The sequence below is a fragment of the Burkholderia sp. Ed8 genome, assembly GCF_040761425.1.
In the GTDB taxonomy this organism is placed as follows: domain Bacteria; phylum Pseudomonadota; class Gammaproteobacteria; order Burkholderiales; family Burkholderiaceae; genus Burkholderia; species Burkholderia seminalis.
On sequence record NZ_CP142889.1, the window covers coordinates 72,644 to 92,994 of the forward strand.

A 20,351-nucleotide genomic window follows, 5' to 3' on the forward strand; every position below is an offset into this window, starting at 1 on the left:
AATGTCAGGGACGAAGAACCGGAAGGTTAAGGGCCGGTCTGCCGCTTGTTAATGCTTTATAGTGCGATTTACTTGCGCGACAGTACGATGATGAGCGACGATCCCTTCTCCGACATCCTGAGATTCGCGAACGCCGAATCGCTGGCAACGGGAGGCTTCTCGGCCGGCGGCGCCTGGGCCATTCGCTTTCCGGCACCCGACAAGATCAAATTCTTTGCGGTGGTGAAGGGCACGTGCTGGGTTTGCATCGACGAAGAGGAAACGCCGATCCGCTTTGAAAGCGGTGATGTCGGTCTGCTGACGGCAAAACGATCCTTTGTCCTCGCCAGTGATCCTGGCGTTCCACCCGTCGATGCGATGGCGTTGTTCTCGGGCGCCGGCAAGTCGTCGGCGACACTGGGCAACGGCGATGATTTCGCCCACATCGGAGGACACGTCCTGCTCGATCCGGTAACCGGCAACTTGCTGTCGGACGTACTGCCGCCCTGGATTCACGTACCGGCCGCATCGCCGCAGGCAGTGAGGGTGCGCTGGCTTCTCGAGCAACTCGTGGAAGAGCGTGCGGCCGATCTGCCCGGCGCGCAGCTCGTATCGGCCCAGCTCTCGCAACTGCTTTTCATTCAGATACTGCGCGCCCATCTGAACGCGTCCGCGCCGTTGGCGGGATGGTTGCGTGCGTTGAGCAACCCACGCATCGCACCGGCACTGCGATTGATGCACGGTGATCCCGCACGCACGTGGCATCTGGACGAGCTTGCCGCCGCGTGCGCGATGTCACGAACCACGTTCGCTGCGCACTTCAGGGCGAGCGCTGGCGTCGCGCCGCTGACCTATCTCGGCCAGTGGCGCATGCGGGTTGCGGAACGCCGTTTGCGCGACGAGAGCATCCCGGTCGCCCTGCTTGCGCAGTCGCTCGGCTATTCGTCCGAAAGCGCATTCAGTAACGCGTTCAAGCGCATGTCCGGACATGCGCCGACGGCCTATCGTCATATCGCTCGAACGGCTGCCGAAAACATCGGCAGTGAACGCGGCGGCGTTCGCGGGGAAAGCTGACGCTGCCGGTTCGGCACTGCCGCCGTCTCATGGCGGCGCTTCAATGAGAACCGTCGAGGTTCATGCCGGCACGGCGGGCGGCGCCGCGGCATGCACGCCAGGCAGCGCCGGCAGCGCATCGAGCAGCGACGCGGTGTACGGGTGCGCCAGCGCGTCGGCGGGCGTGTCCCTCGATGCTACCGGGCTCTTGTCGAGCACGCTCACGCGGAACGGCAGCGCAGACAAATCGGAGTGGGAGCGGATGGCGTCGAACGTCATGATGAGGCGATCGGCGCGGGTCGAAGCGGCCTGATCAACGGGTTTGGCATGCCGAATTATTTTGCGGCGCCGTTCGCACGGTCAAACAATCAAGAAGAATATCGAAAGCCGAAAATATTCGTTCCTGCCGCCCCGGGCGCTTGCGTTATGGTCAGTGGCTGCGCCCCCCGCAGCGCGTTCCCAGCGCATGCTGGACGGCCCGGCGCGAGCGTGCTCGCCGTCGCGATGCCGGCATGCCGCCACCGATCGAACGGAATCACGAGGAATGCAGATGAACGATCCACGCGAACGATACGCGACGCGCAGCGCACGCCGTGGCGCGACGAACGGAGCCGCGTCATGAGCGGCGCGCGCAGACGACTGAAGACGCTCGTCGGTGCGGCGAGCGTGCTGTACGCGCCCGGCGACCCGGACGTCGTGCACGGTGTGCGCCGCGCGGCGTCGCTCGCACGCAAGGCGGAAGCCGAGAAGATCACTGGCCTCTTTACCGCCGACCTGCTGCAGGCCGACGCGGCTGGCCTGGCCGGCACCACGGGCAGCCAGGAGCCGATCGTCGCGCTGGCGGCATTGAGCCAGGCGACCTCGTCGATCGGGCTCGTCGCGACGGTGTCGACCACGTATCACCATCCGTACAACCTCGCGCGACTGATCGGCACGCTCGATCACGTCAGCGGCGGGCGGGCCGCGTGGAATGCGGTCACGTCGTCGGTCGGCGAGGAGAATTTCGGCGACGCGGCGTTGCCCGACCCCGAACGGCGTTACGCCCGTGCGGCCGAATTCGTCGAAGTCGTCAACGCGCTGTTCGATGCGAACGATCCGCGTGCGACGCGGCGCGCGCAGGGCGGCGGCCTCTCGGTCGACCCGCGCAAGCTCGGTGCGATCGACTACCACGGCGAGCACTTCCAGGTGCGGGGGCCGCTGAACGTGCCGCCGTCGCCGCAGCGCCGGCCGGTGCTGTTTCAGGCCGGGCAGTCGGCCAGCGGCGTATCGCTCGGCGCGAGGTACGCGGAGGTCGTCTACACGTCTCAGCCGACGCAGGACGATGCGCGCGCGTTCGTCGCCGAGCTGCGCCGGCAGGACGCCGCCTTCGGTCGCGGCGACCGGCCGCCGCTCGTGATGAACTCGTTTCATTCGGTGATCGGCGAGTCCGATGCCGACGTCGCGCGACGATTGCGCGACAAGCATGAGCGCATCGATTACGAACAAGGCAGGCTGAAGCTCGCCGACATGCTCGGCGGCAGTGTCGACTTGCGCGACCTGCCGCTCGATCAGCCGCTGCCGGCGGCGTTGCTGCCTGCTATCGACAGCGTCCATCGCCGGCGAGGGCGTGTCGCCATCTTCGTCGCCTATGCGCGCCAGCGGCTGACGCTGCGCGAACTGATCATCCGCGCACAGGAGACCGGCCACTGGTTCGTCGCCGGTACGCCCGAGCAGCTCGCCGATGCGATCGAGGCGCGCTATCGCGAGGGGCTCGTCGACGTGCTGTCGCTGCACGGGCTCGGCCAGCCGGACCAGGAAGACCTGCTGCTCAACGGCCTGCTGCCCGAATTGCGGCGTCGCGGCCTGCTCGATACCGACTACGTGGGCGGCGATTTCCGCGCGAATCTGGAGCTGCCGGCGCTGCGGCGCGAAACAGCGGAGGCGTGAGCGGGCGAACGATGCACCGTGCGTCGCGTTCGGCGGTGCGCCATTCCGCCATATCGCGCGATCAGATATTCATCGAAAAAATAACCATTTGGTACACGCTTCGGCACGCATTACAGTCTCGCCTCCTGCCGGCTGCGACGCCGGTCGTTCCGACGTTATTTCAGAAATTCGCCACATGAATCGTTTGATGCGTTCCAGGGTCCGCCGTGCCGCGGCCGCGCTGTTCGTGCTCGGCCTCGTGCCGGCTTCCCATGCGGCCCAGCCGACGTTGCGCGTCGGCATCGACGCCGAGTCGTATCCGCCGTTCTTTTCGAAGGACGCGGGCGGCAAGTGGAAGGGCTGGGAAATCGACGTGCTCGATGCCGCGTGCGGCAAACTGAACGTGCGGTGCGAGCTCACCGACATTGCGTGGGACGGCCTGATTCCGGCACTGCAGAACCGCAAGATCGACGTGATCTGGTCGTCGATGACGATCACCGGCGAGCGGCAGAAAGCGATCGATTTCAGCCGTGCCTATTACGAATCGCCGACGGTGTTCGTCGGCGCGAAAAGCGACCGGCGCCGCGTCGACTGCGCGGTGCCCGCGAGCGTCAAGGGCAGCGTGATCGGTGTCGAGGCCGGCACGAACTTCTCGGCGTTCCTCGATGCCCGCTTCAAGCAGGACGCGCAGATCAAGGCATTCGACAAGTTCGACAACGCGCTCGCGGATCTGGTGTCCGGCCGTGTCGACTACGTGCAGGAAGGCAAGGGGCTGTTCACGGCCTTCCTCGCGTCGCGCGACGGCAAGGACTTCGAGGTCAAGGCGACCTGCGCGGACAATCCGCTGCTGGGCCTTGGGGTCGGCGCGGGCGTGCGCCGCGGCGATGCGCTGCGCGGCAAGCTGTCGACCGCGATCGCGCAGCTGCAGCAGGACGGTACGTGGGATGCGATCACCGCCCGCTATCCGAACCTGAAGGGCACGATCGAGAAGGGCCGCTGACCCGATGGCCGCGGACGACTCGCTGCTCGCGCTGCTTGCATTCGACGACGGTGGATATGGCCACGTGTTCGCGGGCGCGTTCGCGCTGACGTTCGGCGTCGCGGCGGCGTCGTTCTGCACCGGCGTGCTGCTCGGCATCGCCGGCGCGCTCGGCAAGCTGTCGCGCCACGCGCCGCTCGCATGGCTCGCGCGGCTCTACACGACGCTGGTGCGTGCGCTGCCCGAGCTGTTGTGCCTGCTGCTCGCGTTCTATGCGCTCGCGCCTGCCGTCGAGGTCGCGCTGCACCGCGGCGGCCTGGTGCCCGACGGCTTCGCGTTCCCGCCGTTCCTCGTTGCTGCGCTGTCGCTCGGTTTCATCCAGGGCGCGTATCTGACCGACATTTTCCGCGCGGCGCTCGTCAACGTGCCGATCGGGGAGATCGAAGCCGCGCATGCATACGGGATGACGCCATGGCAGACGTTCACGCGCATCCGGCTGCCGGCCGCCGCGCGGCTCGCATTGCCGGGCGTCGGCAACGTGTGGCTGAACGCGACCAAGGACGCGTCGTTCATCAGCGTGCTCGGCTCGTTCACGGACTTGCTGAAGGCGAGCCAGCTCGCGGCCGGCGCGACCCGTCACTACGTATTCTTCTATCTCGTCACGGCCGCGTTGTTCCTGCTGCTGAGCATCGCGTCGACGGGCATCTTCGCGGTGCTCGAGCGGCACGCGAACCGTGGCACGAGGCGCGCAACCGCATGATCTTCTCGCTGCCGTTCCTGTTCGATACGGTGATGCCGAAGCTGCTCGCCGCGGTGCCGACGACGCTCGCGCTGACGCTGCTGTCGGGCACGGCCAGCGTGCTGCTCGGCGTGCCGCTCGCGCTTGCCGCTGGTGCGCGCCATGCGCCGCTGCGCTGGTCCGCGCGCGGCTGGATCATGCTCGTTCGCGGCACGCCGCTGCTCGTTCAGCTGTATTTGCTGTACTACGGATTCGGGCAGATCGTCCCGCGCGAATGGATGCGCGACAGCTGGGCATCGCCGCTGCTGCGCGACGCGTTCTGGTACGCAATCGTCGCGTTGAGCGTGAACGAGAGCGCGTATGTCGCGACGATTCTGCGCGGCGCGATCGCCGGCGTGCCGGCCGGCGAGATCGAGGCCGGGTACGCATACGGCATGACGCGCGTGCAGGTGCTGCGCCGCATCGTCGGCCCGCGCGCGTGGCGGCTCGCGCTGCCCGCGCTCATCGGCGAGGCGATCCTGCTGCTGAAATCGACCGTCCTCGCGTCGACCGTGACGGTGTTCGACGTGATGGGAACGGCCAATACGCTGCGCTTCGAGACGTTGCGCGTCTACGAGCCGCTGGCCGGCGCGGCCGTCGTCTATGTCGTGCTGGTCGCGCTCCTCACCATTCCGGCCTCTCGTCTCGAGAGGCATGTCAATCGCCATCTGGCGCGCGCCCCCCACGCTCGCGTGCCTGCACGCCGTCGCCGCGCGTCGCCCAACGCGTGGGCGGCACCCAACTGATTCCTGCCCTGGTAACGAACCCCACGATGTCCGATCCTCGCCCCTTGCTGTTTTCCCTGTACGAACAAGCCAGCGTCGGCTGCGGCGGCGCGCCGAGCCTGTGGACCCATCCGGCCGACGAACGGCTGCGCGCGAATACGCTCGCGTTCTGGTCGGATCTCGCACGCACGGCCGAGCAGGCCGATCTCGACATGCTGTTCTTCGCGGACGTGCTCGGCCTGTACGACGTCTATGGCGGGTCGGCCGACGCGGCACTGCGATGGGCGGTCGAGGCGCCCGCGAACGATCCGATGATGCTGATTCCGGCACTTGTCGCGCAGACCGAGCGGCTCGCGTTTGGCGTGACGGCGAGCACGACCTACGAGCATCCGTTCGCGCTCGCGCGCCGCTTCAGCACGCTCGATCATCTGAGCAACGGCCGGATCGGCTGGAACATCGTGACGTCCTACCTGACGAGTGCGGCGCGCAACTTCGGGCTCGACCGGATGGTCGGCCACGACGAACGCTACGCGCGCGCGGAGGAATTTCTCGACGTCGTGTACAAACTGTGGGAAGGGAGCTGGGCGGACGACGCGGTCGTGGCCGACAAGCACGCGCCGCGCTATGCGCGTGGCGACCGCGTGCGGCCGATCGCGCACGAGGGCACGCACTATCGCGTGCAGGGGCCGCACGTCTGTGCGCCGTCGCCGCAGCGCTCGCCCGTGCTGATCCAGGCCGGCTGGTCCGGGCGCGGGCGCGAGTTCGCGGCGAAGCACGCGGAGGTGGTATTCGTCGCGAAGTCGAATCCGCACGAGATCCGCGCCGGCCTCGACGAGATTCGCCGGCTGGCGGCCGAACGCGGCCGGGCGGCGGACGACGTGAAGTCGCTGACCGTGCTGCGGATCGTGACCGCGCGCTCCTCGAGCGACGCGAAGGAGAAATACCACGCGCTGCAGCAGCACTACCATCAGCACGCACAGCTCGTCAGCTATGCGGGCGACACCGGTATCGACATCGACCGCTACGCGGACGACGAACCGCTGACGACGCGCACGGAAGGGCTCACGTCCTACGTCGTGCGGCCCGACGGCGGCGGCAAGCCGCTCACGGCCGGCGACGTGCGGCGCAAGTTCGCGAGCGTTACGCGCGGCACCGACCTGATCCTCGTCGGCGCGCCGGACGAAGTCGCGGATCAGCTCGCCGAGCATGCACGGCAGTCGACCACGAGCGGCTACATGCTCAATCCGCTGATCAGCCCGGGCACGCTGGACGATTTCGCCGAACTGATCGTGCCCGAACTGAAAAAGCGCGGCCTGTACCGGACGACTTCGCCGGCCGGTACCTTCCGCTCGCGGCTGAGCGGCCGCGACCGTCTGCCGGACACCGCGCATGGCGCGTCGTTCCGGCAATCCGCATCCGACGAACGGTGACGAGCCGGGCGATACCGAGCTGCTACCAGGGGAGGTACGTGACGTGAATCACGACGTGCTGTTCCGGTTTCAACCACGCCGTGCCCGACAGGGGTATCCGGCATGAATGCGACGGCGAACGGGATTGCCGGTGCGACGCGCGAAAGTCGATCACATCGATCGGCATCGCCACCGGTCCTGCGCGCGGCTGGCATCGCGAAGCGTTTCGACGCGACCGTCGCGCTGTCGGCGTTGAATCTGTCGATCGACGCGGGCGAAGTCGTCGCGCTGATGGGCGCGAACGGCGCGGGCAAGTCGACCTTCGTCAAGATCCTGAGCGGCGCGCTGCGCCCGGACGGCGGCACGCTGACACTGCGCGGCGAACCGTATCGACCGGCGTCGCCGCACGCCGCCAAGCGGCTCGGTGTCGCGACCGTCCACCAGTCGGTCGTCGACGCGGTCGTGCCGACGCTGTCGATCGCCGACAACCTGCTGCTCGACCGGCTGTGCGATCGGGCGTCACCGTGGCGTGCGACGCCGGCCGCACGGCGTGCCGCGGCGCGACCGCTCGCCGAGCGGGTCGGGCTCGACGTCGACCTGGCCGCGCCGCTGGCGTCGCTGTCGCTGGCGGACCAGCAGCGCGTGACGCTGGCGCGCGCGCTTGGCGGACAGCCGTCGCTGCTGATACTCGACGAGCCGACCGCCAGCTTGTCCGCACCGGAGGCCGAGCGGCTCTTCGCGCTGCTGGACGCGTTGCGCCGCGATGGCGTGGCGATCCTGCTGGTGTCGCATCGGCTCGGCGATTTGCGCCGCATGGCCGACCGCGTGGCGATCGTCCGCGATGGCCGGATCGTCGCGGATCTGCCCGCGCCCGTCGATTTCGATGCGGCGGTGGAAACGATGATCGGACGGCCGTTGCCGAAAACGCGTGAGCTGGCACCGGCCCGCGCCGCGGCGCGCGAGTCGGACGCCGCGTTCAGCATGCGGCGTATTCGGCTGACGCCGGCCAGCACGCCGTTCGACCTCGATGTCCGGCACGGCGAGATCGTCGCGATCGCGGGCCCGGTCGGCGGCGGCAAGTCGCGTCTTGCCAACACGATCTTCGGCGCCGCGCGGGCGGTGTCCGGCGACATGACGCTCGACGGCCGCCCGTGGCGCCCGCGTTCGCCGGCCGATGCGATTCGCGCCGGCGTCTTCCTGGCCGGCGAGGACCGTTGGCGCACGTCGCTGTTTCCCGACAGCGTGCCGTTCGCGTCGATCGCGGGCACGATCGGTTTTCCGTTTCTGGCGCGCTGGTTCGCGCGCGGCCCGGTGGGCAGGGCGCGTGAACGCGCGGCCGCCGCGGAGGCGATCGCACGGTTCGGCATCCGCTGCACCGGCCCGGACGATCGCGTGGTCCGCCTGTCGGGCGGCAATCAGCAGAAGGTCGTGCTCGCACGCTGGCATGCCGAACCCGCGCGGCTGTTGCTGCTCGACGAGCCGTTTCAGGGCATCGATGCCGGCGCGCGGGCCGATATCGTCGATACGCTGCGGCGTCACGCGCATGCCCGTGCGACGATCGTGTTCGTCAGCGATGTGGAAGAAGCTGCCGAGATCGCCGACCGTATCGTGCGGTTCGATCGCGCGACGCTCGATGACCTGCCTTCGACATCCTCCACCCTGAGCGCCCCCTGATGAAAACCGTGACTTCTTCCGCCGAGCACGATGCCGCACCCGTCGAACGGCCGCGCGCCGCGCCGGCCCGCATCCGCGACGCTCTCGAGCGCACCGGCATCCTGCTCGTGCTGGTCCTGCTGGTGATCGGCTTCGCGCTCAGGGAACCCGCGTTCCTGAACGTCGACAATCTGTTCAGTATCCTGCAGTCGGTGTCGATCGTCGCGTTGCTCGGCGTCGGCGTGACGATCACGCTCGCGGCCGGCGGTTTCGACCTGTCGGTCGGCAGCGTGGCCGCGACCGCGCAGATGGCCGCCAGCTATGTGCTGGTCGTGTGGCACGGCAGCACGCTGGCGGCGGTCATCGCCTGCGTGACGCTCGGCATGGCCGCCGGGTGGTTCAACGGCGTGTTGATCACGCGCCTGCGCGTGCCCGACCAGCTCGCGACGCTCGGCACCTTGTTCCTGATGGCCGGCCTGCAATTGATTCCGACCGGTGGCCGTTCGCTCGCGACCGGCTCGGTGCTGCCCGACGGTACGGATGCAACCGGCGTGTTCCCCGACGCGTTTCTCGCGCTCGGCCGGTTGCGCGTGTTCGACGTGGTGCCGTTGCCGGTGCTGCTGCTCGTCGCTATCACGGCAGTCGCATGTGTCGCGATGGAGGCGACCCGATGGGGCCGCGTGATCTATGCGATCGGCGGCAACGAAACGGCCGCGCGGCTTGCCGGTGCGCCCGCCGCGTGCTACCGCGTGGCCGCGTATGTCGTATCGGGTGCGATCGCGTCGCTGGGCGGCGTATTGATCGCCGCGCGGGTCGGTCGAGGCGACGTGAGCGCCGGCCACTCGCTGCTGCTCGATGCGGTAGCCGCCGCGCTGATCGGCTACGCGGTATGGGGCGCGAAGCGGCCCAACGTGTTCGGGACCGTCGTCGGCGCGGTATTCGTCGGTGTGCTGCTCAACGGGCTGACGATGCTGAATGCCCCGTACTACATGCAGGATTTCATCAAGGGGGCGCTGCTCGTGCTCGCGCTGGCGTTCACGTTCGGCATCGGGCGTCGGACGGATGCGCGCGCGTGACGCACGTGCCGTCATGCGTCGCAGCGGCTCGCATGGATCGGCCGGCTCGCGGAACGGTAACGGTTTGCCATCCGAAGTGATATCCATTTTCGAATCGCTCGGTTTGAGTTTGCATGCGGCGCTGATAGATTGAGCCGATATTGTCCAATGTGGAGACAGGCTCGCCATGCGCTCGTTGCTTCGCCGGAAATCGCGCGTCGATCTGAAGATCGGTGCGCTCGTGCTGTGTTTCGCGACTGCGCTGGGCGTACCCGCCGTGCAGGCCGGTCCGCTCAAGGGGGCGCCCGCGCCGTTCGACAAGGGCGGCGTGAAGATCGCGCTGGTCAACTATCTGTCCACCGGCGACTTCTTCCAGGCGTACGAGGCCGGCGCGCAGAAGCAGGCGCGTGCGCTCGGCATCGACCTGCGCATCTACGAGGGCCGGCAGGATGCGGCCGAGCAGCGCGAGCAGATCCAGCAGGCGATCAGCGTCGGGGTGTCCGCGATCATCGTCAATCACGGCCTGCCGGAGTCGCTGAAGGACGTCGTGCAGCGTGCGCTGGACAAGGGCATCAAGGTCGTCGCGTTCGACGTTGATCTCGGCAACCCGAAGGTGCCGCAGATCGAGCAGAACGATAGCGACCTCGCGAACCTGCTGCTCGGGCAGGCCGTCAAGGACAACGGCGACGCGTTTTCGGCCGGGTACGTCTACGTTGCCGGTTTTGCGCCGCTCGACCGGCGCGACGCCGCGTGGCGCGACTTCAAGCGCGCGCACCCGAAGGTGCAGGAGAAGGCGCGCTGGGGCACCGTCGACACGCCGATCGCGCAATCGGTCGCGAATCAGGCGGCCGCGGCGTACCGAGCGAATCCGGATATCCGCGTCGTCTTTGCGCCTTACGACGAGTTCGCGCGCGGCGCGAAGCTCGCCGCGGACGAAGCGAAGCTGTCGTCGAAGATCCGCATCTACAGTGCCGACATCTCGACGGCCGACATCGAGGCGATTCGTGCGCCCAACAGCGCGTGGGTCGCGACGGCCGCGACCAATCCCGCGGTCGTCGGCGCCGTGTCGGTGCGCGCGGCCGCACTGCTGGTCGCCGGCCAGAACCCGGGCGCGCGCATCGCGGTCAAGCCGACGCTGATCACGCGCGACGATCTCGTGAAAAACGACATTCGCACCGTGGCCGAGCTCGGCGCGAAGTTCCCTGCATTCCGGGCAAGCGACGCGGCGACTGCCGCATGGATTCCGGCGGTCGACTGATCGCGTGCGAATGCAGCGAGCGATCCGCGCAATCTACCCATGATTCGACCATGACGACTCTCAACGACTATCTCGTACAAAAGCGCGATGCGTGGCACGCGAAGCAGCAGGCGGCCCGCAACGATCCGGAATTCAAGGCGACGCCGCTGAAGGCGACCGTGCGCGCGCTCGGTCGCAGCGGCGTGCGCGAGATCCGGATTCGCGACTTCCAGGTGATCAGCGACAGTCCGCCGGACTTCGCGGGCTATAACCTCGGGCCCGCATCGCCGGAGCTGCAGCTTGGCGTGCTCGGCAGTTGCCTCACGCATATCACGTTGATTCAGGCCGCGGAGCGTGGCCTGAAGGTCGACTCGATCGCGGTCGAGGTCACCGGCGACCAGCATCCACTCGCACAGCAGCCGGGGTTCGAGCATGTTCCGGTATTCCCGCACAACATCCGCTATACGCTCGACATCGTGTCGCCCGAGCCGCCTGAAGCCATTCGCGCGTTGCACCAGGCGGTCGAGGCGGTCTGTCCGATCTTCAACTTGCTGAGGCTGCCGCAAGATATCGGCGGCGAATTGAGGCATACGCAAGGTTGACGCGCCGGACTGACGATTCGTTCATGCAGCTTCGCGGCATTCGCATGCGGGTTTCATTGTGGTTTCGCGTTTCGTCGTGCCGGGCGCGGCAAACATGGTGCGGATCGAGTCGGTGTGTCGGCCTTCGATAGGCAACCGTCGAGGCATGATCCATATACGATTCGGTATGCGAATCGTTAAGGAGAAGCGTCGCAATCCGACCCACCTGGGAGGACTGTCGGGCAGTATTGGCTTGGCTTTTACTGATGGATTCCGCTCAGGAACGAACATCCGTGTGTATGGGTAGAATCATGACCAATCGGCGCCAGATGCGGTGGCCGTCCCATTTCGCGAGACATGGCGATGAAGGTAACGATTGCGTACATTGACGAACCCCCTTTTGGATGGACGGAACCCGGAGGAACTGCTTCGGGTGCCGATATTGAACTGGCCGGTGTCGTTCTTCGGGCGATTGGCGTCACGCGGATCGAGCATCGCCTGACGACATTCAGTGAACTGCTGCCCGGCGTTGCAACTGGACGCTGGGATATGAACGTTCCGCTCTTCATTACGCCTGAACGCGCCAGATCGGTCGCATTCAGCGAACCTGTATGGGGGATCGGCGACGGCTTTCTGGTTCGGGCCGGTAACCCGAAGGGCCTCAACAATTACACGTCACTCGCCAAACGCTCCGACGCCCGCCTTGGCATCATTGCCGGACAGGTTCAGCACGACTCGGCAAAAGAGGCGGGCATAAGCGATGACCAGATAGCCGTCTTCGCGCACCAAGCCGACGCGATTGATGCGGTTCTCTCCGGCACGATCGACGCGTACGCGAGTACGGCGCTGGGAAATCGCATTGTTGCGGATCGGATTGGAGCCTCAGCGCTTGAGGCCGTGCCGCACGAGCCGGAAGCGAATGGCAAGCAACAGAGGCCCCCACTCGGCGCATTCTCGTTCGACCCGCAAAACAGCGAGTTGCGCAATGCGGTAAACCGGCAACTCCGTTCTTATTTGGGTTCACCGGACCATCGGGCCAGAATGGCGGTATTCGGCTTGTCGTCCAACGAGATCGATCCTGCTCTCGAGCGGTGAGCATGGCGGCTGTCAACCGATAATCGCCAGTCGGGAGAGCTTGATGGATTGCCGTCAATTCTCGGGCGCCCGTCCAACAATCGATCTCGAACCGATCGAATTGAATGGCTGCCCGGGAGGAAACCGCATGGCCGCTTCGGGTTGCGGATTCAATCGGTCATGATGGGCTGCAGCCGGCGCCACAAGCGGCCGTTCGGCACGAGCAGCCAGATTGTTGACAATCAGCGCGTGTTGTTTCGCTGGGGGGCGGGTTTCGAGCGGATCGTTTGCGGAAGTTCGACGACGCGGGACGAACGACGACCGACTGCGGCGGTCGGAGGCCCGGGTTCGACATTCCTGCGTCTCGTCGCTCGACTAGAGCACTTTTTTCATCGACGGTGCGGTGTGAAGCACAAAGTTCTGACGCTCATAGAAGGAAACAGCTTCTGGTCTCGCGTCGAGAAACACGGCACTCATGTCGCGAGCCCGTGCGTCGGCTTCTGCATATGCCATCAACGCGTGACCTGTACCGCTTCCCCGAGCTTTGGCAGTTACGACAAGATCATCGATGTGCAGATGCGCTCCGCGCGCCAGCGTGTGGACCGGCCTCATCCCCATGACGCCGAGAAGCTCGCCGTTCTCGAACGCTCCCACGAGCTCGAAACCAGAATGCGATTGCCGCTGCACTCGCTTCAAGAACTCCGCTTCGTCCAGTGAGCGCAATTGGGAAATGACTGGAAAGGCTTGCGCCCATTCTGCCGGGGTAAGCCGTCGAACGTTGACATTGGTGCGACGACTCTGACTCATGGCGTGTGACCCGGGTTTAAAGGATGTGAATTCTTACACACAAATCCGCCTTATCTCACAGCCCGATATCCGCTAGCGAGAAAGACGAAGGACTGTTGTGGGTCGATCTCCGCCGGTCGCGTATCACAAGGCGTCGGCCGGCCACGTTCGGCCACGAACGGCCGTTCGACACAGCTTTTTAGATCGTCGACAATCGGTGCAGGTAAGGGCGTAGCTTTTAGCGGTTACCGTCGATCAGATCGTTCAGCAGCGCATCGAACGCGGCCTGTGCGTCTTCAAGTTCCTGCAGGGCGGCATCGAAGGTTTGCAGCGCGAACGGCGAAGGCTCGCCGCTGCCTTGCGGCGGAAATTGCTTCTGCATCGAGGCGAACGTACTCTGCACGCGCAGCGTGGCGGCCACCATGCGCTCCATCGCCTGGGTTTCTTCGGCTCGGGCCTGTTCCGGATTCATTCCACTCTCCTTGGATGGTTTTCTTGAAGACCAGATCGTACACGCTGTGTTCGTTCTTGCCGCCCTTGGCAGAACGACTCCGTTGAAGGTTCCAACGGCACGCTGCGCGAGAAGCGATTTAATCGGGAATGGTTCCGCAGTCGCGTACTCATCGAGCGTGGCTACAAAATCCCGCCTCAGGTCAGCGCCGCCTTGCGTCGAAGTGACGCTCTGAGCAACGTCTTGCGACCGGGTGGCATGATCGGGTCGCAAGACGTGTGCTGACCACGGAGCCACTAACACCCCGACGAACCAGAGGTTTTGAACGACCGCTTTGGCGTAGAGCAAAATAATTCCGTCACTCCAGAATTCTCATGGATCAAGGCCTCCGTCCCGCGAATTGACGACTTTATTGACGGTCGCATCAAAATAATGCCGTCAACTCGCCTACGTCCGCATTAAATTTGTCAATTCGCGTAGTGGAGCAAGGGTTCCGGTGGTAACGTCCTGATTTCTGGACCGATTCCCGGCCCACCGCGCGGCCGGTCGAAGCGCTGACTTCAGACAGGACGCTCTCTGTCTCAAGCTCGGTCATCTATGCTGGAAAAGCGGTGTTGCGGGACATTCGGGGTCAACTGCGTCCGCCTGCTCCCGGCCACTAAGAGCCATTCGACCGAAGTGTTAGGATGAACGACACTTCACGGTGACGTGAGCGCGCCGCGTGCCTCGGCAACAAAATCCAACCAGTTCGAAACGAATTCGGGAACCGCATGTCCTTTTATCGAAAACTGGCGTTATACAGTGACCAGGAGATTCCAGCTAATGAAGAAATGGATGATCGCCTTCTACGGTTGATCGGGCGACCGCAGCCAAGGATTGGGTATATCCCTGCGACCAGTGATCTCGAGCGCGCTTACTTCCAGCGTAAAGCTGACTACTATGCTGGGATCGGTGCGAATTTGGCTGTGTACGTAGACCCTAGTCAAGAGACATCGGAAGCAGAATGGAAAACTCTGTTGTCATGTGATGCGATCCATCTCTCAGGCGGAAATACGTTCTCGTTCTTATCGTGGCTACAGCGAAAAAACGTACTGCCGATCCTGACCCGATACGTATCGGAAGGAGGCGTGCTGGTCGGTGTAAGCGCGGGTGCTATCTTGATGACACCAAGCGTGGATTCGGCGTTACTGTGTGGCGACGTTCGGGATGAGCCGTTAATCGATCATGCGGGACTTGGCCTTGTTGATTTCCATTTTTGGCCACACTTCAATTCTGACAGTGTTACCCAAGATCAGTTGAGATTGTCTTCTACAATCCCGGATCTCTATGCATGTCCTGACGGTGCAGGGATTGTCATCGATGGCAATGAAGTCGAGCTATTCGGACAGGTTCATCGATGCGATTTCGGAGAAATTCGTCCTACGTCGCATGAGGATTGAAGTTGCCCCTTCTCTCGCATCAATTGTGCGGATGGACCGTGTTCGGTTTTTGAATGTTTGCTTCGTAGAAAAGCGACTGTTCCTTGCGGGTCGATCTCCGCCGGTCGCGTATCACAGGGTGTCGGCCGGCCACGTTCGACCATTTTGAGACGCCCGCCGCCGCCGATTAAACTGTCGACAATCATCTTTCCCAGACACGCACCGATCAGCATGAGCACAATCAAACTGTTGAGACCGACGACCGCTTTGCTGCCGAGCTACGTTTCGGCGCTTGAGGCCGGATGGTCGCCCGACAACGTGCGTAAGGAGATCGCTGCGCGTGAACAATTGGATGCGATTGACATAGATGCTGAGCGATTCGTGGACGGACTGGACGATCCAGCTGCATCGGGTGGTCCAATTCCTTTACCTGATGGCTCGATTGTCGCGCGGCTCCCGAGCATTGTCCGTTGGATATGGGACGGTGATTTCAGCGGTGCAATCGGATTTCGTTGGCAGGTCGGAACCGCCGAATTGCCATCATACGTACTCGGACATATCGGCTTTTCGGTTGTGCCATGGAAGAGGGGTAACGGCTACGCCAAGCAGGCGCTCAATTTGATGCTGGGCGAAGCAAAGGGGGAAGGTCTCCCCTATGTCGAACTAACAGTTGATCCGGAGAATATCGCCTCGCAGAAGGTAATCGCTGCGTGCAATGGCGTATTGATCGAGCGTTTCAGAAAACCGTCGGCCTACGGATTCGCCGAGACGCTTCGCTATCGCATCGAATTGGACGACTGAGCAAGCTGTCAGACCCTTTTCGGCCGGGAGCGGCCGGTCGAGGCCGCCTCCACTTTGGCTAACCAAGGCCACGTCAGCCCTCGCTCAATAGTCGTTGTTCGGCAGCTAATTGCCGCCTGCACTGCCTCAAACCGCCACCCGTTTGAGCCATTCGACGCAGCTACCGAATGGGGCGCTCCATGACGATCAACTCTCCGAGAAATCGCGGATTGGTCGTCCGTCGGATTTCCTCAAATCCCTCGCGCTGCCAAAATGCGAACGCACGCGGATTCGTCGAAACGGCCGCGAGTTGCGCCCTGCGGAAGCCCCACTCACGCGCCAGGGCATCGAGCAACGCTAACGCGGTCTTTCCGTAACCACGACTCCGGTAGGCATCGGAAAATAACAGCAGTCCGATCCAGATGCAGTCGTCAGTTGGATATGCGCGAATCACGTCGGCACAGCCAACCATGTCTGGCCCGACATAAAACCCGAAGACTGATTTATCTCCCCCATCTTTACCTGCAGGCTTGCCGTGGAAGAAATCATCAACATCTTCTTTGGAGGGCGACCGTCCTTCGACCAGTTGAGTATAAGAGGCGGCTTCGATAAAGACGCGCGATACATTCGCGTAATCGCTATCCGAATCGATGCTGAGAGGGCGGACTGTGACCATCTGGCGCTTGTTCGAAGTGTGAGGCGCAATTCTAAGTCGATTTACCCATGAACACACGCAGCACAACATGGCGCTAGCATCCGCTTCATGGGAAGTTGAAGGTCGCTTCCGGGTCGGATAGCGGCCGCCGGTAGAGGCGCACACTCAATCTCCCTTTGCGTGAAAGGAGATTGTCATGGAAATCGAGCGTGTTTTCGTTGGCCACCAGATAACCGGGGTATCGATGTCTCATGTGCCGCCGAGGTTTGAGCCGCGAGCTGACTAAAACTTGGGCGCCGTCCAGTAATCAGAAGATAAACGGAACCTGACGAAGCGCCAGGCGATGCTCTATTTTTGCTCGTGAACCTTCATGCGGCCGCGCCTCGCGCCGGGGAGCATTGACGTCTGAACGTTTCCGGGCCGCTGTGCTCTTCGACGAGCGGTAACCCAACCCTTCACGTATCGACACGCGGCATACGCATGACGGAGATGCAGCGACATCATCCGACGCGTGTCACGTCGACGCCTTCGCTAAATTCTTCCAGCAAGAAATTGATGAAGGCACGGGCCGCCGTCCGGGTCGCACGGCCGAGGGGGAAATAGGCGTGCACCTTGGTGCCGACCATCGACCAGTCGGTGAGGATCGGCACGAGTGATCCTTCCTCCAGCTCCCTGCGGCACGCCCAATATCCTATCGAAGTAATACCCAAGCCAGCCTTCGCAGCTGCAACTGCGCCCTCGTTGTCGCTGAACGACAGGTTGGGTTCTATCGGCACGTTGGTGGTGATCTCCTTTTGCGTAAATGTCCAGGCGGTACTGACGGTGGCCGCGGGCCCATAGACGATCCGGTGACCGACGAGCGCGTCCGGCGAAACGGGCGTGCCGCATCGGGCGAGATATGCAGGGGAGGCGACGATCAGTCGTGCGTAGCTCGTGAGCAGACGCGCCGTCGCGTTCGAGTCCGGGAGGGTTCCGATACGGATGGCGACATCGACTGCGTCCCGGACAAGGTCCTGGCGACGGTCGTCGAGCACGATCTCGATCCGTAGCAGCGGATGACGTTCAGTAAAACGGGGAAGTCGGGGAATGATTTCCCGCACGCCGGCACTCGTCGGCATCCCAACGCGAAGCGTTCCACGAAGCTCGTCCTGCCGGACGCTTTGTCCTGCATCGTCGAGCTGATCGAGCACCCCCTCGACGCGAATGAGATAGTCGGCACCCGCCTCGGTCGGAATCACGGCGCGTGTGGTCCGGGCCAATAAAAGCGTGCCCAACTCGGCCTCGATATTGGCGACAGCGCGCGAGGCTTGCGATTGCGAGATCGACAGCTCCCGCGCGGCGGCCGAGAAACTTTGCAGTCGAGCCACCCGGCAGAAAATCCGCAACGCGTTGATGTCCATTGTATTCCTCGTGGCGCCTGACGTTCTATCTATGCAATTTCCGGATAAATCATAACCGGGTTTCATGGCTAGTGCACGGCGTGCCCGACCTCTATATTGACTCCAACGCAGCAAGAAACCGTCAATTCCGGCAGGCTGCCACCACCCTGGTGAGCGCGTCGGTGAACAGAGGATTGAACCATGAACAGCATCAGTCACGATACGGCACCGACGCAGTTCGTCGAGGCCAACGGCATCCGCTTCGCCTACCGCCGGTTCGGCAAGCCGGGCGGCTTGCCGCTCGTCTTCAATCAGCACTACACCGGCACCCTGGATCACTGGGATCCGGCAGTGACCGACGGTTTTGCCAAGGATCGCGAAGTGATCCTTTTCAATAATGCTGGTGTCTCCAGCTCCTCGGGCGACACGCCGACGAGTTTCCAGGAAATGGGGGCCAATGCGATTGCGTTCATTCGCGCGCTGGGCCTGACTCAGGTCGACGTACTCGGCATTTCGATTGGGGGCTTCGTTGCGCAGGAGATCGCGCTGCAGGGCGGTGACCTTGTCCGCAAGATCATCCTCGTCGGCACCGGGCATCGTTCGCAGGACATGTCGGAAAGCCGCTCCGCGGAAATCTTCGCCGGCAGCTATGACCCGCCCGAACATCTGTGGCTTGCTGTCCATTTCGGGCCTTCCGAAGCCAGCCAGAAGGCCGGCCTTGCCTTTCTCGAGCGCAAGCTGCGTCGTCAGGATCGCGATCCGCAAGTGAGCGTGCAAACCATTGCCGCCCAAGGCGAGGCGATCGGCAAGTGGCATGTGCCGAACGATAGCGCGCTGGCGTATCTGAAATCGATCCGGCAGCCCGTGCTGGTCGTCCAGGGCAGCAACGACGTCATTATTCCGACGAGGCATTCGTTCACGCTCCAGCAGCATCTGCCGAACGCGCAGCTGATCGTCTATCCGGACTCCAATCACGGGTCGATTTATCAGTATCCGGACACGTTCGTCGCCAATGCGACGACGTTCCTCGACGCCTGAAACCAGCCGCTGACCCGTCAATCGGGCCAGCGGCACCTGACGCGACGGAGCGACAGATGGCTCGTCATCGCCCACTCCACCTCGGTGCATTCATGCGCCCCGCAGCCATCCACACGGGCGCGTGGCGCTATCCGGGCGCCGACCCGCAGGCGAATTTCAGCCTCGACCAGATGCGGCGCTCGATCCGGCGACTGGAAGAGGCGAAGTTCGATGCCTTCTTCATGGCCGACCATCTGGCGTTATTGAATATGCCGATCGCGGCGCTCATGAGGAGCCACACGGTGACGTCATTCGAACCTTTCACGCTGCTCTCGGCGCTGTCGGCGGTTACCGAGCGGATCGGGCTGATCGCCACAGCCTCGACAACCTTCGATGCGCCGTATCACATCGCCAGGCGGTTCGCGTCGCTCGACCACATCAGCGGTGGCCGGGCCGGCTGGAACGTGGTGACGACGGCGAACCCCGACGCGGCCCTGAACTTCGGCTACGAGGCCCAGATGGATCATGACGAGCGCTACGAGCTTGCACGCGAGTTCGTGGATGTCGTCACCGGTCTGTGGGACAGCTTCGCTGATGACGCCTTCGTCAGGGACACGGAGAGTGGGGTCTTCGTCGATCCGGCACGCATTCATGCGATTGGTCACGAAGGCCCGTTACTGACAGTACGCGGCCCGCTCAACATCGCACGGCCTCCGCAGGGCTGGCCCGTGATTGTTCAGGCCGGGGCGTCGCCGGCGGGCCGTCAGCTCGCGGCGGAAACCGCGGAGGTCGTTTTCGGCGCTCCGCCGACGATGGAGGCCGCACGCAGCTTCAATGCCGATGTTCGTGCGCGCATGGCTGCGATCGGGCGCACATCCGACAGGCTGCGTTACCTGCCCGGTGCTTTTGTCGTCGTAGCCGACAGCATGGATGAGGCGCTCGAGCGACGCGCGACGCTCGACAGTCTCGTCCACTACGACAGTGGTATCGGCTCCCTGAACTCGATGCTGGGATTCGACGTTTCCGGCCATGACCCCGATGGGCCACTGCCGGAGATCCCGGAGACGGAAGCCGGTCGTTCGCAGCGCGAGCGCATGGTCAATCTCGCCCGGGAGAAAGGTCTGACGATCCGGGCACTCGCGCAAGCCGCCGGCAGTTATTCGGGCTTCGCGTTCGTCGGCACCGCGACGTCGATCGCCGACGAGATGCAGGAGTGGCTGGAGACAGAGGCCTCCGATGGCTTCAACGTCATGTTTCCGTGGATTCCCGGCGGCCTCGACGAAGTGGTCGACAAGCTCGTTCCGGAGCTTCAGCGGCGCGGTCTGTTCAGACGCGAATATGAAGGGCGAACACTAAGGGAGCATCTCGGCCTTCCGCGGCCGTCCAACCGCTTCTTTCCGTACGAGCCCGGCGCGGTTGTCTGATTTTTCATTTTTC

The 20,351-nt window shown here is 63.9% G+C and carries 20 protein-coding genes; 15 read left to right on the forward strand and 5 right to left on the reverse strand.

Going from position 1 to position 20,351, the window contains the following annotated elements; translation table 11 throughout:
• The first annotated feature begins 51 nt into the window (after window positions 1-51).
• A complete protein-coding gene (locus VXM69_RS34580) occupies window positions 52-1,053 on the forward strand; it encodes an AraC family transcriptional regulator (RefSeq protein WP_367190615.1) in 1,002 nt (333 codons plus the stop codon).
• A gap of 60 nt (window positions 1,054-1,113) precedes the next feature.
• On the opposite strand, the gene VXM69_RS34585 is transcribed toward VXM69_RS34580, so the two are convergent.
• Window positions 1,114-1,311: a hypothetical protein gene (locus VXM69_RS34585; protein ID WP_367190616.1), complete on the reverse strand. Its 198-nt coding sequence runs from the start codon at window positions 1,309-1,311 to the stop codon at window positions 1,114-1,116.
• A gap of 339 nt (window positions 1,312-1,650) precedes the next feature.
• Between VXM69_RS34585 and VXM69_RS34590 the strand changes: the two genes are divergently transcribed.
• The 10 genes from VXM69_RS34590 to VXM69_RS34635 all read left to right on the forward strand — a co-directional run bounded on the left by VXM69_RS34590 (window position 1,651) and on the right by VXM69_RS34635 (window position 12,449).
• Window positions 1,651-2,958, forward strand: coding sequence for an NtaA/DmoA family FMN-dependent monooxygenase (locus tag VXM69_RS34590; protein WP_367190617.1), 1,308 nt, complete (start codon window positions 1,651-1,653; stop codon window positions 2,956-2,958).
• A gap of 175 nt (window positions 2,959-3,133) precedes the next feature.
• Window positions 3,134-3,937, forward strand: a complete 804-nt coding sequence (locus VXM69_RS34595; RefSeq protein ID WP_049036649.1) for a transporter substrate-binding domain-containing protein — start codon at window positions 3,134-3,136, stop codon at window positions 3,935-3,937.
• 4 nt (window positions 3,938-3,941) lie between these two features.
• On the forward strand, window positions 3,942-4,676 hold the full coding sequence (locus tag VXM69_RS34600; RefSeq protein WP_059562182.1) for an ABC transporter permease subunit: 735 nt from the start codon (window positions 3,942-3,944) through the stop codon (window positions 4,674-4,676).
• Window positions 4,673-5,440, forward strand: coding sequence for an ABC transporter permease subunit (locus VXM69_RS34605; protein WP_034190419.1), 768 nt, complete (start codon window positions 4,673-4,675; stop codon window positions 5,438-5,440). The genes VXM69_RS34600 and VXM69_RS34605 overlap by 4 nt, the downstream gene beginning before the upstream one ends.
• 26 nt (window positions 5,441-5,466) lie before the next feature.
• Window positions 5,467-6,849, forward strand: a complete 1,383-nt coding sequence (locus VXM69_RS34610) for an LLM class flavin-dependent oxidoreductase (RefSeq protein WP_367190618.1) — start codon at window positions 5,467-5,469, stop codon at window positions 6,847-6,849.
• Window positions 6,850-6,951: 102 nt separating this feature from the next.
• On the forward strand, window positions 6,952-8,502 hold the full coding sequence (locus tag VXM69_RS34615; protein ID WP_367190619.1) for a sugar ABC transporter ATP-binding protein: 1,551 nt from the start codon (window positions 6,952-6,954) through the stop codon (window positions 8,500-8,502).
• Entirely contained in the window at window positions 8,502-9,557 is a 1,056-nt protein-coding gene (locus tag VXM69_RS34620) for an ABC transporter permease (protein ID WP_367190620.1), read from the forward strand. The genes VXM69_RS34615 and VXM69_RS34620 overlap by 1 nt, the downstream gene beginning before the upstream one ends.
• A gap of 166 nt (window positions 9,558-9,723) precedes the next feature.
• The gene (locus VXM69_RS34625) at window positions 9,724-10,794 is read left to right on the forward strand and encodes a substrate-binding domain-containing protein (protein WP_367190621.1); all 1,071 of its coding nucleotides are present in this window, start codon (window positions 9,724-9,726) and stop codon (window positions 10,792-10,794) included.
• A gap of 50 nt (window positions 10,795-10,844) precedes the next feature.
• Window positions 10,845-11,375, forward strand: a complete 531-nt coding sequence (locus tag VXM69_RS34630) for an OsmC family protein (RefSeq protein ID WP_049036658.1) — start codon at window positions 10,845-10,847, stop codon at window positions 11,373-11,375.
• Window positions 11,376-11,717: 342 nt separating this feature from the next.
• Complete coding sequence (locus VXM69_RS34635) at window positions 11,718-12,449, forward strand: transporter substrate-binding domain-containing protein (RefSeq protein ID WP_200088044.1); 732 nt, start codon at window positions 11,718-11,720, stop codon at window positions 12,447-12,449.
• Between the two features lie 354 nt (window positions 12,450-12,803).
• On the opposite strand, the gene VXM69_RS34640 is transcribed toward VXM69_RS34635, so the two are convergent.
• On the reverse strand, window positions 12,804-13,235 hold the full coding sequence (locus VXM69_RS34640) for a GNAT family N-acetyltransferase (RefSeq protein WP_034190424.1): 432 nt from the start codon (window positions 13,233-13,235) through the stop codon (window positions 12,804-12,806).
• Between the two features lie 217 nt (window positions 13,236-13,452).
• Complete coding sequence (locus VXM69_RS34645) at window positions 13,453-13,686, reverse strand: hypothetical protein (RefSeq protein ID WP_011549124.1); 234 nt, start codon at window positions 13,684-13,686, stop codon at window positions 13,453-13,455.
• Between the two features lie 749 nt (window positions 13,687-14,435).
• Between VXM69_RS34645 and VXM69_RS34650 the strand changes: the two genes are divergently transcribed.
• Window positions 14,436-15,104 carry a Type 1 glutamine amidotransferase-like domain-containing protein gene (locus VXM69_RS34650; RefSeq protein ID WP_367190622.1) on the forward strand — a complete coding sequence of 223 codons (669 nt, stop codon included), beginning with the start codon at window positions 14,436-14,438 and terminating at the stop codon, window positions 15,102-15,104.
• 210 nt (window positions 15,105-15,314) lie between these two features.
• Window positions 15,315-15,884 carry a GNAT family N-acetyltransferase gene (locus VXM69_RS34655; RefSeq protein WP_367190623.1) on the forward strand — a complete coding sequence of 190 codons (570 nt, stop codon included), beginning with the start codon at window positions 15,315-15,317 and terminating at the stop codon, window positions 15,882-15,884.
• A 160-nt stretch (window positions 15,885-16,044) separates the two neighbouring features.
• On the opposite strand, the gene VXM69_RS34660 is transcribed toward VXM69_RS34655, so the two are convergent.
• Together VXM69_RS34660 and VXM69_RS34665 are read right to left on the reverse strand one after the other, a co-directional pair.
• On the reverse strand, window positions 16,045-16,539 hold the full coding sequence (locus VXM69_RS34660) for an N-acetyltransferase (protein WP_049036459.1): 495 nt from the start codon (window positions 16,537-16,539) through the stop codon (window positions 16,045-16,047).
• Between the two features lie 479 nt (window positions 16,540-17,018).
• The gene (locus VXM69_RS34665) at window positions 17,019-17,918 is read right to left on the reverse strand and encodes a LysR family transcriptional regulator (RefSeq protein ID WP_367190624.1); all 900 of its coding nucleotides are present in this window, start codon (window positions 17,916-17,918) and stop codon (window positions 17,019-17,021) included.
• 180 nt (window positions 17,919-18,098) lie between these two features.
• Here VXM69_RS34665 and VXM69_RS34670 point away from each other — a divergent pair, with 180 nt between their 5' ends.
• Window positions 18,099-18,935, forward strand: coding sequence for an alpha/beta fold hydrolase (locus tag VXM69_RS34670; RefSeq protein WP_367190625.1), 837 nt, complete (start codon window positions 18,099-18,101; stop codon window positions 18,933-18,935).
• Between the two features lie 56 nt (window positions 18,936-18,991).
• The gene (locus VXM69_RS34675) at window positions 18,992-20,338 is read left to right on the forward strand and encodes an LLM class flavin-dependent oxidoreductase (protein ID WP_367190626.1); all 1,347 of its coding nucleotides are present in this window, start codon (window positions 18,992-18,994) and stop codon (window positions 20,336-20,338) included.
• Window positions 20,339-20,351 lie beyond the last annotated feature (13 nt).

Bases quoted from the DNA above. Each gene is read 5' to 3' on its own strand.
- VXM69_RS34580 (WP_367190615.1), top strand. From the start codon at position 52: ATGCTTTATAGTGCGATTTACTTGCGCGACAGTACGATGATGAGCGAC.
- VXM69_RS34585 (WP_367190616.1), bottom strand. From the start codon at position 1,311: ATGACGTTCGACGCCATCCGCTCCCACTCCGATTTGTCTGCGCTGCCG.
- VXM69_RS34590 (WP_367190617.1), top strand. From the start codon at position 1,651: ATGAGCGGCGCGCGCAGACGACTGAAGACGCTCGTCGGTGCGGCGAGC.
- VXM69_RS34595 (WP_049036649.1), top strand. From the start codon at position 3,134: ATGAATCGTTTGATGCGTTCCAGGGTCCGCCGTGCCGCGGCCGCGCTG.
- VXM69_RS34600 (WP_059562182.1), top strand. From the start codon at position 3,942: ATGGCCGCGGACGACTCGCTGCTCGCGCTGCTTGCATTCGACGACGGT.
- VXM69_RS34605 (WP_034190419.1), top strand. From the start codon at position 4,673: ATGATCTTCTCGCTGCCGTTCCTGTTCGATACGGTGATGCCGAAGCTG.
- VXM69_RS34610 (WP_367190618.1), top strand. From the start codon at position 5,467: ATGTCCGATCCTCGCCCCTTGCTGTTTTCCCTGTACGAACAAGCCAGC.
- VXM69_RS34615 (WP_367190619.1), top strand. From the start codon at position 6,952: ATGAATGCGACGGCGAACGGGATTGCCGGTGCGACGCGCGAAAGTCGA.
- VXM69_RS34620 (WP_367190620.1), top strand. From the start codon at position 8,502: ATGAAAACCGTGACTTCTTCCGCCGAGCACGATGCCGCACCCGTCGAA.
- VXM69_RS34625 (WP_367190621.1), top strand. From the start codon at position 9,724: ATGCGCTCGTTGCTTCGCCGGAAATCGCGCGTCGATCTGAAGATCGGT.
- VXM69_RS34630 (WP_049036658.1), top strand. From the start codon at position 10,845: ATGACGACTCTCAACGACTATCTCGTACAAAAGCGCGATGCGTGGCAC.
- VXM69_RS34635 (WP_200088044.1), top strand. From the start codon at position 11,718: ATGAAGGTAACGATTGCGTACATTGACGAACCCCCTTTTGGATGGACG.
- VXM69_RS34640 (WP_034190424.1), bottom strand. From the start codon at position 13,235: ATGAGTCAGAGTCGTCGCACCAATGTCAACGTTCGACGGCTTACCCCG.
- VXM69_RS34645 (WP_011549124.1), bottom strand. From the start codon at position 13,686: ATGAATCCGGAACAGGCCCGAGCCGAAGAAACCCAGGCGATGGAGCGC.
- VXM69_RS34650 (WP_367190622.1), top strand. From the start codon at position 14,436: ATGTCCTTTTATCGAAAACTGGCGTTATACAGTGACCAGGAGATTCCA.
- VXM69_RS34655 (WP_367190623.1), top strand. From the start codon at position 15,315: ATGAGCACAATCAAACTGTTGAGACCGACGACCGCTTTGCTGCCGAGC.
- VXM69_RS34660 (WP_049036459.1), bottom strand. From the start codon at position 16,539: ATGGTCACAGTCCGCCCTCTCAGCATCGATTCGGATAGCGATTACGCG.
- VXM69_RS34665 (WP_367190624.1), bottom strand. From the start codon at position 17,918: ATGGACATCAACGCGTTGCGGATTTTCTGCCGGGTGGCTCGACTGCAA.
- VXM69_RS34670 (WP_367190625.1), top strand. From the start codon at position 18,099: ATGAACAGCATCAGTCACGATACGGCACCGACGCAGTTCGTCGAGGCC.
- VXM69_RS34675 (WP_367190626.1), top strand. From the start codon at position 18,992: ATGGCTCGTCATCGCCCACTCCACCTCGGTGCATTCATGCGCCCCGCA.